Consider the following 14,289-nt stretch of genomic DNA (forward strand, 5'->3'; position numbering starts at 1 on the left):
TATGTCTAGTTGTCCGATTTGTCAAGTTGAATTTACTAAAGGAGAATGCGATCGCTGTGCAAATTGTGGGTGGGATTTGACCCCCTATCCTGCATCGGTTACGCCGGATATTCGACCGATTATTTTATTTAAAGAACGGGCAAAAGTAGCTTGGGCGAAACGACTCTGGGCCACCCTGCGATCGCAGCAGGACGAACTCAGAAGCGCCAGCCATCTAATTAAGCAACTGGAACAAGAAACCCAAGTTCTTCAGTCTCATTTGACCCAGGTTTCCTCTTCCTTTAATCCTCATGCTTCTCCCGAGTCCCCGGATTTGGCAGCTACTCCCGTCTCCCCAGTGGAAGTGTTAAAAACTCCCGGCATGGAATGTCAAGCCACCCTCACTGGCCATTTTCGCCCCGTCAGTGCGATCGCCTTAGATTCCGAGGGTCAACTCCTCGCTAGTGGCAGTTGGGACAAAACCATTAAACTCTGGAACCTCAAAACCGGCGAAGAAATTCTCACCCTCACCGGCCATTCTTACCCCGTTAATTCCGTCGCCTTGAGTTACAATGGCTGGACTTTAGCCAGTGGCAGTAATGATAAAACCGTCAAACTTTGGAAAGCCCAAACCGGACAACCTTTATTCACCAAAACCGGACATCAACAATGGGTAAATGCGGTCACCTTCAGTCCCGATGGCACCCTTCTCGCCAGTGGCAGTCTCGACCAAACCATTCGCCTCTGGAATGCCATCACGGCACAAGAATTGGTCACCTTAACTGGACATTTAGCTGCTGTAACTTCCCTGGCAATTAGTCCAAATAATCGCCTTTTAGCCAGTGGCAGTTTAGATAAAACCATTAAACTCTGGAATTTAGAAACATCAGAAGAATTTCCCCCCTTATTGGGACATTCTGATGCAGTGACTTCCGTGGGGATATTTCCGGATAATTTAACCTTAGCCAGTGGCAGTTTAGATAAAACCATTAAACTCTGGGATATGAAAACGGCAACAGAGATTTGCACCTTAACTGGACATGGCGATCGCATTAATAGTCTTGCCATCAGTCCCGCCGGAAAAATGCTAGTTTCTGCCAGTGCAGACCACACCGTGAAACTCTGGGACCTCAGAAGCAGACAGGAAATTCAAACCTTAACGGGACATTCTGATAGTGTTAATGCTGTAGCCATGACTGCCGATGGTAAAATGCTCGTTAGTGGTAGCAGTGATAAAACCATAAAAATCTGGAAAATGCCAGATTCTGGAAGTGAAGAAGGCAAGTGATTGTCAAACTCGCCTTCTGGTTCCCTTGCGGTAGGTTAAGAAACCGGGTTTCTTTCATAAATTTAGGCCAAGGTACAAAAGTTATTTCAGAAACCCGGTTTCTGGTTCCCTGTTTTAGGCCAATTATTTTAACTTAAATTCATCAAATTTAACAGCCGGTACCCTAGGGTTTCGCGCATCAAAACGGTAACTGCTGACCATCCCTGTACTCGTCTCGAAAATACTAAACGCCGATATTTCATTGCTGGCAAGATAGGGTAACGGTTGACCGTTGTCATCTAGGAGGGGGACAAGAGTGGGAACAACCGGATCTAAGCCATTGGGATCGCCGGTGGCGATATATGTTTCTTGATAATTCTCCGGCACTTCTCGGGGATTATTCTCATCATGTGCCCCGTAACTGTTCCCCACATTAGAGGCTTCCAAAAAGTGCATTCCACTGGGACTAATAAAGCGATTCCACAGGTGAGAATGTCCGTAAAAGACTAACTGAACTCCCGCTGATTCAAGTAAGGGTACGACATCGCGAATAATATAATCTTGGTCTTGAGGATATTCATAACGCACTGTGATCCGCCCAATCCCATCGGATTCTAAGCGTTGCACGGGGTCGGTATAAGGCGGAACGACATTTCCCCCGAGGGAATGGGGGGGATGATGAAACATGACAATTTTATATTTAGCTTGGTTAAACTCGGAACTGGCTAACTCTTGTTCCAGCCATTGATATTGCGGACTTCCCGGAGTAATGGGTTCAAAAATATGTTGTCCATATCCCCATTTTTCCGGTTGAGTTAAATGATCTGCCCGTTCTAGATATCGGCCTTTAGCTTTGGGGCCGAGATTGGGAGTGCGCCAAATATTGGTAATATATAGAACAACTAATCGCACATCGCCGAAGGTGACGGCGTAATAATTTTTGCCCTCAGCATTGGGGAGGGTAAAGATTTCATTAAAGGTTGTGGTATTAAAGGAGTTGTCAATTAACCAGCGATCGCGCAATACCGGAGACTGTTCAGGATTGATTTCTGCAACCTTTTCCTCGTAAAGGCGATGGGCAATCTCCCGGGGAAAGGCATCGATAAACTGGTCCTCTAAGTCTTTTTCTGTCGAAACACGGCCCATGACTTCATGATTGCCGATGGTGGGAAATAGGGGGGCGTGTTGAATAATTTGACCCCCAGTATAAACGTGATCTCCCGACTCGGATTTAAAGTTATACTGAGCGCGACCTTGTAGCACGGGAAAGAAGGCATTTCCGCGATTGTCATCAAACCATTCCGAAGCGCGATCGGCAACATTGATTAAATCACCGGCATGAAACACTGCATCAACTCGCCCGACGGTTTCGACGACTTTCTGTAAATTAGCCGCAGTCATCGGCTTTAACTGATAATCGGAAGTGAGTAAAATTTTCAAATCGCTACCGGGTTCGGGGTTGGCTGCCAGGGTGAAGCGATCGCTTTTGATTTCCACCTGGTCCTCCCGCACACTGGTCACCTGATAAGGGACCCGCCCCCCTGGGGTTAATCCGGTAATCTCCGCTTCATGGCGCCAAATCTCTCGGACTGTGGGTTTGGGATACACTGATCCGTCTTCGCTTTGACTCCCGAAATGCGATCGCTGGTCCTCCTGAGTCCGACTTAGTTTCGTCGTAGTCGCCGCCACTACGTTCTCCCCATTTTCCCCATATTCCACCCGATGCTGAATCCCAGCAAAATCCGTAAACCATACCACCCGCACAGAATTGGACGTGGGAACTTGCAAAAACGGATCCGTTAAAAGTTGCGGGGGAAATACCATGAGACTCAACCCAGGTGATAGGAAAATAAGACAGAGGGAATAGAAAAAGAGCAGAATCAATAACCAGAGTCTGCGCGGTGTATTGAATGCCGATTGTAACGCTTCGGGTAGGGGAGTCAGGATCATAGGGGTTCGCAGAGGCTACAAGAATCTTTAGCCATAGTAACAGGCAGTTTAACTGATCACCCGAAGACCAATAACCGCGAGATCGTCCCCACAGTTGTCTCCATCGGACTGAGATCAGGTTTCTGACAACCTCAAACTCTCCCTTTTTCCGGGAATGAAAACCAAAATTCTACCCCCTGGACTTTGACAAGGTGCGATCGCCACGAAACAATAAACCACTAAATACCATAAACCAGAGGAAAACATGAGTCAGTTTTTATTCATAACCGATTTAGATCATACTTATGTCGGTGACGATGCCGCCTTGGCAATGCTTCAGGAAGCACTGAGTCAGCATCGCCAAACCTACGGAACGAAAATTGTCTATTGCACCGGGCGATCGCCAGCACTTTACCAGGAACTCCAACAAGAAAAGCAACTCATCCAACCCGATGCTTTAATCACCTCCGTTGGCACCGAAATCTATACGGATGGCATCGAAGGGTATGATCCCGAATGGGCGGATATTCTCTCTCACGGGTGGGACCGCGATCGCATCCGGGAGACTGCTGGTCATTTTTCTGACTTAGTGTCCCAACCGGACTCAGAACAGCGCCCTTTTAAAGTCAGTTATTTCCTTTCCGAGGATGTCGCCTCTGATTTACTCCCCCGGTTAGAATCTGCCTTAAAAGACCGTTCATTAGAGGTGCGTTTGATTTACAGTGGTGGCAAAGACCTGGATATTTTACCCATCAAGGGGAATAAAGGGTTAGCCATGCAGTTTATCCGCAACCGCTACGGCATCGAACCCAAACGAACCGTTGCCTGTGGGGATTCGGGGAATGATATCGCCCTGTTTGAAGTTGGGGAAGAACGGGGGATCATCGTGGGGAATGCCCGCCCTGAATTACGCACCTGGTATGAAGAACATCCCCACGAGAGTCTTTATTTTGCCCAGGCATCCTGTGCCGGTGGTATATTGGAAGGCTTAAAACATTTTGAGTTTTTGTAACCTCAAGGGTTGAGGGTGGAGGAGCGATCGCCCTTTAAGCCCTCCACCCTCAACTAGGACCCTGGAATCAGACCGTAACCGCATCAGAAGGATATCTAATTGCATGATCGGCTATCTCAAAGGCACCGTGGCAGGGGTTCAAAAAAATACCGGAAATCGGGTTTTCCTAACTTTAGAGGTGAAGGGGGTGGGGTATGACTTGCAAATTAGCCCCCGGACGATCCGACAGTTACCGGCAATCGGGGAAACCTTGCAGATGTTTACCCATCTCCAGGTGCGGGAGGACCAGATGGTGCTGTATGGGTTTGGGTCTCATGCGGAACGGGAATTGTTTCGACAATTAATCGCCGTGAGTGGGATCGGGACCCAGTTGGCGATCGCCCTGTTGGATACCCTGGACTTGAACGAATTGGTCCAGGCGATCGTTACCAGTAATACCGCCATCCTCGCCAAAGCCCCAGGGGTTGGGAAAAAAACAGCGGAAAGGATTGCCCTAGAACTGAGGACTAAACTAGCGGAATGGCGGAAGCAATCTGGGGTGAGTGCAAGCCCAGCAATGGGAATTAAACCGGCATTGCAAGAGGATGTAGAGATGACCTTACTGGCGATCGGATATACCAGTACCGAAGTCATGGAATCTTTATCAGCGATCGCCCAAAGCGGTCAATTATCCAACGAGGACCCGGTAGAAGACTGGATCCGAAAGGCGATCGCCTGGTTAGCCTCCCAATAACTCCCCTATCCTCCCCATCCTCCCCATCCTCCCCATCCTCCCCATCCTCCCCATCCTCCCCATCCTCCCCATCCTCCCCATCCTCCCCATCTCCCCCATCCTCCCCATCTCCCCCATCTCCCCCATCTCCCCCATCTCCCCCATCTCCCCCATCTTCCCCATCTTCCCCATCTCCCCAACTCATGTTAAGATTGTGAATTGCCGCGTTTATAGTAGTAAAGCCAAAAAGCAATGACCCTGACGCAAGAGCGCAAACACGAACTCATCAACGAATATCAAATCCATGAGACCGACACCGGATCGGCAGATGTGCAAGTTGCCATGTTAACCACTCGGATTAACCAACTCAGCGCACACCTGAAAATCAACAAAAAAGACCACTCCTCCAGAAGAGGATTGTTGAAAATGATTGGTCAGCGCAAGCGGTTACTGGCCTATATTTTGAAACAAGACCAAGCCCGCTATCGCGCTTTAATTACCCGCCTCGGGATTCGGGGTTAGACCTAACACAAAAGCCAATGTCACAGGAACCCCAAAGAAATCGGTTACCGTTTGAGCCTAAACGGAAAAAACCGGCCAAAAACAACTCAACCTCCAAGGCGTCCGAAACTCCAGAATCTGGAAAACCTAAAGATACCGCTCGTCGTCCGATATCCAAAGAAGACCGGGCCATTCCCGAAGTGGTCAGCCAACGTATGGTGAGTCGGATGGCAATCTTGTGCGGGGTTCCGACTGCTTTGGGGATGTTTACATTTATCGCCAGCTATTTTGTGATCAGTGGGGACTTGTTCCCCTTGCCTAATTTCGCCGTTGTCTTAGTGAGCATGGGCTGCTTTGGTCTCGGCGTAATCGGGCTAACCTACGGCGTCCTTTCGGCATCTTGGGATGAAGAGATTCCCGGATCCCTGTTAGGGTGGCAGGAGTTTACCACCAATTTTGGCCGGATGAATGCGGCGAGGCGAGAGGCGAAGCAAAAAAGCCAGTAGTCATTTGTCATGGGTCATTGGTCCTTTGTCGTCTTTAGGGAGAACCAAGGACAAATGACAAATGCCCCATTTTTCCATTTTTAGGATTCGCGGGCGATCGGCGATCGGCTGCTCTTTAGCGAAGTGCTGAACATTGCTAGAAAGAAGCCATCAATGAGGAATAGCCGATCGCCGACGAGAGCAGTTAAAGAGTCTGTACAAAAGCAAATAAGCCCCGTAACATACCATGATCATTGTAATGAAGGTCGGCACACCCGAAGCCGAAATTGACCGACTCAGTGCAGAATTGACCGACAATTGGGGTCTGACCCCCGAGAAAATTGTCGGGCGCTATAAAGTCGTGATTGGACTCGTGGGGGATACGGCAGATTTGGATCTGCAACAACTCCAGGAAATGAGTCCGGCGATCGAACAAGTCCTGCGAGTAGAACAGCCCTTTAAGCGCGTGAGTCGGGAATTCCGCCACGGCGAAGCCTCAGAAGTTGTGGTGAATACCCCTAATGGACCTGTTCCCTTTGGTGAAACCCACCCGATCGTGGTCGTGGCAGGACCCTGTTCTGTGGAAAACGAGGACATGATTGTTGAGACGGCCCGACGAGTCAAAGCGGCTGGGGCCAAGTTTTTGAGAGGCGGCGCATTCAAACCCCGCACCTCGCCTTATGCGTTCCAAGGACATGGCGAAAGTGCGTTAGAATTACTCGCCACAGCGCGGGAAGTGACTGGGTTGGGAATTATTACCGAGCTGATGGATGCGTCAGATTTGGAGATGTTAGGCGAAGTCGCCGATATCATCCAAATTGGGGCGCGGAATATGCATAATTTTTCCCTGTTAAAGAAAGTGGGCGCTCAGGATAAGCCGGTGTTACTCAAACGGGGAATGTCGGCCACCATTGAAGAGTGGTTGATGGCAGCCGAGTATATTTTAGCCGCAGGCAATACTCAGGTGATTTTGTGCGAACGGGGAATCCGGACTTTTGACCGGCAGTACACGCGCAATACTTTGGATTTATCGGTGATTCCGGTCCTGCGGAAGCTAACACACCTACCGATCATGATTGATCCCAGTCATGGAACGGGGTGGTCGGATCAGGTTCCGTCTATGGCGCGGGCGGCGATCGCGGCAGGCACTGATTCTCTGATGATTGAAGTCCACCCGACGCCGAATAAAGCCCTCTCTGACGGACCCCAATCCCTCACCCCCGATCGCTTCGATCGCCTGATGGGAGAAGAGTTAGCCGTGATTGGCAAAGCGGTCGGTCGCTGGACTGTACCCGCTGCCGTCTTAGCGTAAAAGGCTATTCGCTCTCTCAAAACAGGCTGAAAGTAGGGGTAGTATATTGACTGCCCCTACTTCCGATCCGGTGATCTCCTAAAATTTTTTATCTAAGTCCTACTTAATCTTTGCGTTCCTCCAGTGCCTTCAGTTGCGCTAACTGTTCATCCACCTGCCGAATTAACTGGTTGAGCGCAGGCAGCGCATCTAACTTACCTAAAGCGAGATCCGGAATTTTACTAGCGCGATCGCGCAATTCATCCACCTTCCGCTGAAGTTGCAGCGCTAGTCGCAAGGCATCCCGACTTAAATCCTCCACCTGTTGCTGCTTATAAAACTTTAAAGCCGCTCCCCGCAACACTTGCAAGGTCGCCCGTTCCCCATCAGTTCCCGGCATCACCCGCAAGCGTAATAATAAATCTTCTTTGTTATATCGCCGTTCAATTTCCACCTGTCTCGGTTTTTGGAGGGGAATTAACGGCAAGTGTGCCAATAGCTTGAGCTCGTTCATCACCCCCCCAAACAGGGACAATTCCAAACCGTCCATCACCGACTGCACCACCCCATCCTGACTCCACAGAATCCGCCCATGTTGAGATTGACGCTCGAAATAAAGCCGTCCAATACCCCCTTCTAAAATTCGCCCTAATAACTCTTGTAAAAGCTCCTTGGGGGGTAAACTTGCCAGTTCATCCAGGGAACTGTGAGGATGGGAGGCACTCACTTGCAACACTGGCACCGCCGCCCCTGGTAACATCGGTGCCGAGTGAGGTGCGGGTAAGCTCGGGAGGTTGCTGATCCCTGAATGTGAAGGGGGCGCGGGGAGCAAATCGTTCCGAGAATGCACTGCCACTGAGGAAGCATGGGAGGGATTCGGCAAAGGCGGCAGGGCCGGTGCGGCAAGGTGACTTCCAGGGTTTTGAGGTGCAGCCGATGCCTTTTTCTTCCCCGTGTGCATATAGTTTAAGTAAGCACTGAGCATCGAGCGGTGAACCTCCGCAGAAATATTTTCTGATACGAGAGAACACCTCATATATCCCAGAATTCGGCGGACATATTCCAAGGCAGCAGAATCTTCAGGATCCACCATACCCAGGTGGAGACGGCTCCCTTTAATGGACAACGGTAACACCTCATGATACAGGCAGGCTTCAAAAGGCAACAGGTTGTCAATTAGCTGGAAGATTTGCTCGGAATCCATTTGTGCTGCCCAGTTAGTGACGGTTTTGGTTTGCATTGGTGGAAAAACTCGGTGCTGTTTTATTCAGAGAAAGAAAACTAACAATAGTGACACCAATGACCCAAGGTTGTCAGGGTAGGTCCCATCCCTGACTCTCCCAGAAAAGAAATGCTGGCGGGTTATTCATATTCTCCGGCTTGATGACCCGACAAGTCAAGTCCGATACCAGGCCGGACTGAGCAGTTCCAAACAAGGTAGTCAAGAATCGCACCCTGTGTCAAATTTTGAGTACAATTGGCCACTTTTAAACAGATTTAGATGCACCCAGTTATTTCCTCAATTCCAGTGATTCCGCTGCTGTGATTAACTTGGGTAAAAAGTCACACCTGTCAGAGGAATGTGGGATAAAGATTGGCGAAAGTTGAACAAATTTGGGATCAGGCTGTCTGGCTAATCGGGGTTTCAACTAAAATTCAATGCACCACAAACAAAGGGACAGCGGTTGGACTAGGGGTGAGTTGATTTAATATTCTTCTTTTAAAGTAGCACTTTTCCCTGAAAAAGTTAACAATTTTTAATCAGCCATCGGGTTCCGAACGGCTATTTCGGAGGGATTGAGCCGCTAAATAAAGCTGGGTCCATTCCCCTAGCACTTGAGAAAGTTTGAGACCTTGGTTCTGGGCGATCGCCTCTAGGGATTGTCCCTGTTTGAGTTGCTCAAGAAGCTGTTGCTGCTCTGGAGGGAGGGTGTCATAAAGTTGATCCCACTGCGTCGAGGTTAGACCGAACCCGTGGTCTTGTAAGCTAATTTGTAGCCAGTTAGCGACTAACTCCGGTTCGATTTTCAGGGAAAAGACTCGAATCGCATGGTAGCTGACTTTTTCGCGCAAGCGATAGACCTGCTTAACGGGTAAATTTAGACCCTTGGCGATCGCATCTTGGGAGCAACCTTGAAGATACAATCGCAACCAATCCGCTGCCGTTGGATCCACATTTTTCGCCAAATATTCGGCAAACTCCTGTTGGACGGTTTGTCTTAACAGTTGTTGTTCTTCCCAGGCGATCGTATCTTGCGCATTGGCGATCGCCTGAGCATCCAACAAACTAATCGAACTGTCTGACTCATCCGAACCAATTTCATCAGAAACCAGGCGAATTAATTCCGCCTCGGGTACCTGAGTCAAGCCCCCACGCTGGGACCTCCGCAAATAGTTAAAAAACCGATAGGCGAGTAAGGGTTGATTCCGAACCGGACGCAAGCAATATTCTTCAATAGTTGCCAACAACAGCGCATTTCTGACCCGCGAGGTTTGGGTTGATTTGCCAATCCAGGCAATTTGCTGCTGCATATAGCGATCGCGTTCGCACAACTCCTGGATGACTTCCTGGACCACATCCACCACAGTCCGCTGGCGATCGCGACTCAGCGCCACCCAGGTTTTTATCTTATTCCGCAGCAGCACCAACGAAGACAACCGGCGGACTAAATTCGTGTAAGCTCGTTCTGGCGGCACCCCGAGGACCTTGAGCAAAATCCGATAGCGATAGTCCATCGCCGAACGGATGATTTCTAGCTTTTCTGGCGTCAGGGCCTCAAACCGATCCGGATCCTCCCCCAACAGCCATTGCACGATACTCTCGTGGGTGCTGGCTGGATGGTCTGGACAATCCTGGGATAGGCGCGATCGCCACTCTTGCGCCAGTTGTTCTGCCAACGTCATGATTAACTCCTCACCTCTAACACGCTTCCCACTCTTACCGATTCTAAGCTCATCCTGAAGCCAAGGCGAGGGTCCCACGTCCTATCCTGTCCGACCTCCTTACCCATCCTCCCTCATGACATCCCCAAACCGATTCCTCATCCCCCAACTTTTCAACCCTTCATCCCCTTACTGCTAATAAGGAGCCATCCGGCCTGCTGTTTTATTGTTGCACTCATGGCGGTCTTTCACCGCTTACATCCGACCTCTAACAGGCCCTAGGAGGCCCGGATTTTAGATCTCAGGGACCAGACACCGGGTTTTTGGCCCCGATCTGTGGCGAATTGGCCTAAATTTCGTGAAGAACCCCGGCTTTCTAACCCAAATGTTACCCCCGGTCTAGGGCACTTGTTCTTCCAGTCCCAAGTCCTCGGGTTTTGGATTAGGCGTTCTCGGGAACTGACGCACCGATCGGACTGAACCCACCACAGAGTCAGTACATCAATCCTATTTTCATCGAATTCCTGGAATTTGTAGATAATCTTTCGCTCACCGGGAACAAAACCTAATTCTTTTAAATCAGGTTAAGAGATGCTGCAATGTAGTTACTGTTCCAGGAACATAGAGTTTCCCCCTAGCGTCTATATTCGCATCCTCCATTCACGAATCCGTATTTTTTTTGTAGTGTTCAAAAACCGCTTTGATCCTCATGCTTTATTTTTTAAGCTTTGCTGCATCCCAATTTTCATGAAGCAAACTCCCGGGGCCCGTTTAGCTCTAGGCCAACTGTTCATCGAATTTAGCGACTCTTGAGATTTCCGAAAAAAGTAGAGGAAATCAGATGGTCCTTAGGATGATCCTTCAAGCATAAGCCATTGAAATAAAAATAGAAAAAATTGGATTAATTATTTAATATCCCTCGGAATTGATTTCCGTAAATCTCTCAGCAACCTTAAGCAGAGAGAGTTTTTTCATGAGAAAATTCAGAAAATGCGAATTTCATTAAAATCAGCCTTTAGACAGATTAAAATGCTTTTTCTAAAGTGAAAAATAAATTAAAAGGTTATTAACTTGCCCTCGTCCAATTTAAGGGAAGTAAAAAAAACCTGTTCGTAGTCTAACCCTGCAAACCGTGCCTCTATTCATAAAGGCGAGTGCCACGGACTCCCGAAGCCGGGAAAAGCCAACCTAATCTACCCCGTAACTTTTCACCCTGTTGCACCAAGGAGCTTTGCAATGAATCCGGAAGAAACAATGCCAGAAGAAACCACAGGAGTTGTCGTTATCGATCCGACTATTGATGTCGATTCGGGCGATTTGGATGATGAATTGGATGACAACATCTTCTCCACCACCGCTGTAACCGACGTCGAATCCAGTGACTTAGATGCCAATTCCGGTGACTTGGATAATGATGATGATGACTTGGACGGTGAAACCACACCAACTGCCGAAGGCGAGGATAATGGTGATAGCTTAGATGCCAATTCCGGTGACTTGGATGATGATAATGACTTAGAAGGTGAAGTCACCACGACTGCCGAAGGCGAGGATAATGCCGATGACTTAGAGATGAATTCCGGTGACTTGGATGATGATGATGACTTAGAAGGTGAAGTCACGACGACTGCCGAAGGCGAGGATAACGCCGATGACATGGATGGCGATGATAATGCCGATGACTTAGAGATGGACTCCGGTGACTTGGATGATGCCGATGACATGGATGACGATGCAGGCGTCGATCCTCAAATCAGAGAACTCGTTACCGCCTATTGTGATGAAGATCAATATTTGGCCGATAACCCTGATGTTGAGGAGGCCGTCAAACGAGGGGAGTTTAAGAGTGGATTACAACACGCCTACCTCTTTGGATATCTTGAAGGCAGGGAAGTCATTCCGGGATTCGATGCGCGATTCTATGAAGAAAATAATCGCGACGTGAAAGAGGCGATCGCCAAGGGTGATTTCAAAAGCGCACTACATCATTTCTTACTCTTTGGCATCAACGAAAATCGCTCTCCCAACCTCGCCTACAACGAAGAAGAGTATCTGAATAATAATTCAGACGTTAATGATGCTGTGCAACAGGGTCAATTTAGCAGCGGCCTAGCCCATTGGCTCTTACATGGAAGTCGTGAAATTCGGGTTTTCAGCAACATTTTTAACGCCCCATTTTACTTGCAACAATATGAAGATGTTGCAGAAGCATTCAATACGGGAAGGATTCGCAGCGTCTTCTCTCACTTCTTAAATAACGGGATTTTTGAAGGACGTACTCCCAGCCCATCCTTCAATCTGGAAACCTACTTAGAACAATATCCAGAAGTCTCCGAAGGAATCGAATCAGGTCAATTCCCCAATGCCATTTTCCACTTCTTCCAAGTGGGATTCTTCCGTGGATTCATGCCGAATCCACCGATGCCAGAAGCAGAAATGCCCGATAATGATGATGATGATGATGATGATTTAGAAGACGACACCTCAACCCCTGAAGATACCACCGACACCTCCCCCATCGTCTTCAATCCTCCTACCGGCATCGTTTCACCCCCTGTACCCCCCGCGTTAGATACCGATTCCGGTGACTTAGATGCCGATGACGATGATGCCAATGACGATGATTTAGATACCGATTCCGGTGACTTAGATGCCGATGACGATGATGCCGATGAGGATGATGCCGATGCTGATTCCGGTGATTTAGATGCTGATTCCGGTGATTTAGATGCCGATGACGATGATGCCGATGACGATTCCGGTGATTCTGGAATCCAAATCCGCAATATAGACGACATTGACCGCACCGGCAGCAATGTGTTGGTCTCCGATAGTGAAGAGGGAGTGCTCCTAGAAGCGACTGCAGTCATTGATGTTCTCATCGGTGGGAATGGCAACGATACCCTCACAGGAAACGACCTCCCCGACCTAATCTTTGGAGTTGCTGGCAATAACCTGATTGAAGGCGGCAGCGAAAATGATTCTCTCATTGGGGGTCAAGGAAGTGACTCTATCTCCGGTGGGGAAGGTGACGACCTGATCATTGGGGACCTCAAAGTCTTTGATGAATTAAAAAGCGCTAACGGCTTTATTTTCATCAATGAACTCAACGACGGTGATGCCGATGACGCTGATGATGTCACCGATGACGATGATGCTGATGATGTCACCGATGATGCTGATGATGTCACCGATGATGCTGATGATGTCACCGATGATGCTGATGATGTCACCGATGATGTTGATGATGTCACCGATGATGCTGATGATGTCACCGATGATGCTGATGATGCTGATGATGTCACCGATGATGCTGATGATGTCACCGATGATGCTGATGATGCTGATGATGTCACCGATGATGTTGATGATGCCGATGATGTCACCGATAATATGCTCACGGGTGGAGAAGGCAACGACACCTTGATGGGGGGTCGCGGTAACGATACCCTGATGGGAGATAGTGGCGATGACTTCCTGTTTGGAGTTTCAGGCAACAACTACCTAGAGGGTGGAGAAGGTGACGACACCCTGCTCGGTGGGACCGGCAATGATACGCTCATCGGCGGCAGCGGTAACAACTTCCTGAATGGTGGATCCGGTGACGATACCCTCACGGGTGGATCCGGTGACGATACTCTCCGGGGTGGATCCGGTGCAGATGTCTTCGTCCTCGATGGCAGTACCCTCGGTAGCGAGACGGAAGCAGGGGATGACGAGAACGCCACCCAGAAAGATCTGATTTTGGACTTCAATGGCGAAGAAGGAGACGTTATCCAAATTGACGGCGCGACATTTGGGATTACGAATATCTCTGACTTGTTTGTTGAAAATGGTTCGGACGGGTTTGGTATTGCTACCAGTAACCTAGAAAGTGGAGAAATTCTTTCCACGATTACCTTTAGTGCAAACTACTCCCTAGAGGTCTTATCTCAGGTAGAACTCACGGAAGATAACTTCCTATTGATGTAAGGTCAGTCCCCAGAGGGGATGAACAACATCTAGGGATTAATCTATAGAGCGATCGCACCCCTGTTAAAGCGGGTGCGATTTCTTTTGCCATCATCCTCTCCCCCGGAGTTTGGCTAAACCTGGGGGAAGTTCCTGGCGCTTTGGGTGAGGCGATCGCCTCCTCAAATCGGGTATCCGCTTTTTTCAGGTCCTGAATTCGACATCTGCGCCAGAGGGCCCCATACCCAAGGAGCCCTTGACCAGAGGTTCCATTGCTCA

The 14,289-nt window shown here is 49.0% G+C and carries 11 protein-coding genes; 7 read left to right on the forward strand and 4 right to left on the reverse strand.

Translation table 11 applies throughout. The features are described 5' to 3' along the window. Position 1: 1 nt before the first annotated feature. A complete protein-coding gene (locus NG792_RS16230) occupies positions 2–1,267 on the forward strand; it encodes a WD40 repeat domain-containing protein (protein WP_261236070.1) in 1,266 nt (421 codons plus the stop codon). 123 nt (positions 1,268–1,390) lie between these two features. Here NG792_RS16230 and NG792_RS16235 read toward each other — a convergent pair whose 3' ends face one another. Then, entirely contained in the window at positions 1,391–3,196 is a 1,806-nt protein-coding gene (locus NG792_RS16235) for a purple acid phosphatase family protein (protein ID WP_435387584.1), read from the reverse strand. 244 nt (positions 3,197–3,440) lie between these two features. Between NG792_RS16235 and NG792_RS16240 the strand changes: the two genes are divergently transcribed. Then, positions 3,441–4,187 carry a sucrose-phosphate phosphatase gene (locus tag NG792_RS16240; protein ID WP_261236072.1) on the forward strand — a complete coding sequence of 249 codons (747 nt, stop codon included), beginning with the start codon at positions 3,441–3,443 and terminating at the stop codon, positions 4,185–4,187. A 103-nt stretch (positions 4,188–4,290) separates the two neighbouring features. Continuing rightward, complete coding sequence (gene ruvA / locus NG792_RS16245) at positions 4,291–4,920, forward strand: Holliday junction branch migration protein RuvA (RefSeq protein WP_261236073.1); 630 nt, start codon at positions 4,291–4,293, stop codon at positions 4,918–4,920. Here ruvA and NG792_RS16250 read toward each other — a convergent pair. Further along, positions 4,906–5,082 carry a hypothetical protein gene (locus NG792_RS16250; protein ID WP_261236074.1) on the reverse strand — a complete coding sequence of 59 codons (177 nt, stop codon included), beginning with the start codon at positions 5,080–5,082 and terminating at the stop codon, positions 4,906–4,908. The genes ruvA and NG792_RS16250 overlap by 15 nt on opposite strands. A gap of 69 nt (positions 5,083–5,151) precedes the next feature. Here NG792_RS16250 and rpsO point away from each other — a divergent pair, with 69 nt between their 5' ends. The 3 genes from rpsO (at position 5,152) to aroF (ending at position 7,197) form a co-directional block, all read left to right on the forward strand. Then, complete coding sequence (rpsO, locus tag NG792_RS16255) at positions 5,152–5,421, forward strand: 30S ribosomal protein S15 (RefSeq protein WP_261200593.1); 270 nt, start codon at positions 5,152–5,154, stop codon at positions 5,419–5,421. Positions 5,422–5,438: 17 nt separating this feature from the next. Continuing rightward, positions 5,439–5,906 (forward strand): PAM68 family protein, encoded by a 468-nt coding sequence (locus NG792_RS16260; protein ID WP_261200594.1) that lies wholly within the window; start codon positions 5,439–5,441, stop codon positions 5,904–5,906. Between the two features lie 226 nt (positions 5,907–6,132). Next, complete coding sequence (gene aroF / locus NG792_RS16265) at positions 6,133–7,197, forward strand: 3-deoxy-7-phosphoheptulonate synthase (protein WP_261200595.1); 1,065 nt, start codon at positions 6,133–6,135, stop codon at positions 7,195–7,197. A 103-nt stretch (positions 7,198–7,300) separates the two neighbouring features. Here the strand turns inward: aroF and NG792_RS16270 are convergent, their stop codons facing one another. Continuing rightward, entirely contained in the window at positions 7,301–8,416 is a 1,116-nt protein-coding gene (locus tag NG792_RS16270) for an ATPase, T2SS/T4P/T4SS family (protein ID WP_261200596.1), read from the reverse strand. A 521-nt stretch (positions 8,417–8,937) separates the two neighbouring features. Continuing rightward, positions 8,938–10,080 carry a HetZ-related protein 2 gene (locus tag NG792_RS16275; protein ID WP_261200597.1) on the reverse strand — a complete coding sequence of 381 codons (1,143 nt, stop codon included), beginning with the start codon at positions 10,078–10,080 and terminating at the stop codon, positions 8,938–8,940. A gap of 1,215 nt (positions 10,081–11,295) precedes the next feature. Here NG792_RS16275 and NG792_RS16280 point away from each other — a divergent pair. Beyond that, positions 11,296–14,031: a calcium-binding protein gene (locus tag NG792_RS16280; protein WP_261236075.1), complete on the forward strand. Its 2,736-nt coding sequence runs from the start codon at positions 11,296–11,298 to the stop codon at positions 14,029–14,031. The last annotated feature ends 258 nt before the right edge of the window (positions 14,032–14,289 follow it).

Origin of the sequence: Laspinema olomoucense D3b, from assembly GCF_025370785.1 — a bacterium.
Lineage (GTDB): Bacteria > Cyanobacteriota > Cyanobacteriia > Cyanobacteriales > Laspinemataceae > Laspinema > Laspinema olomoucense.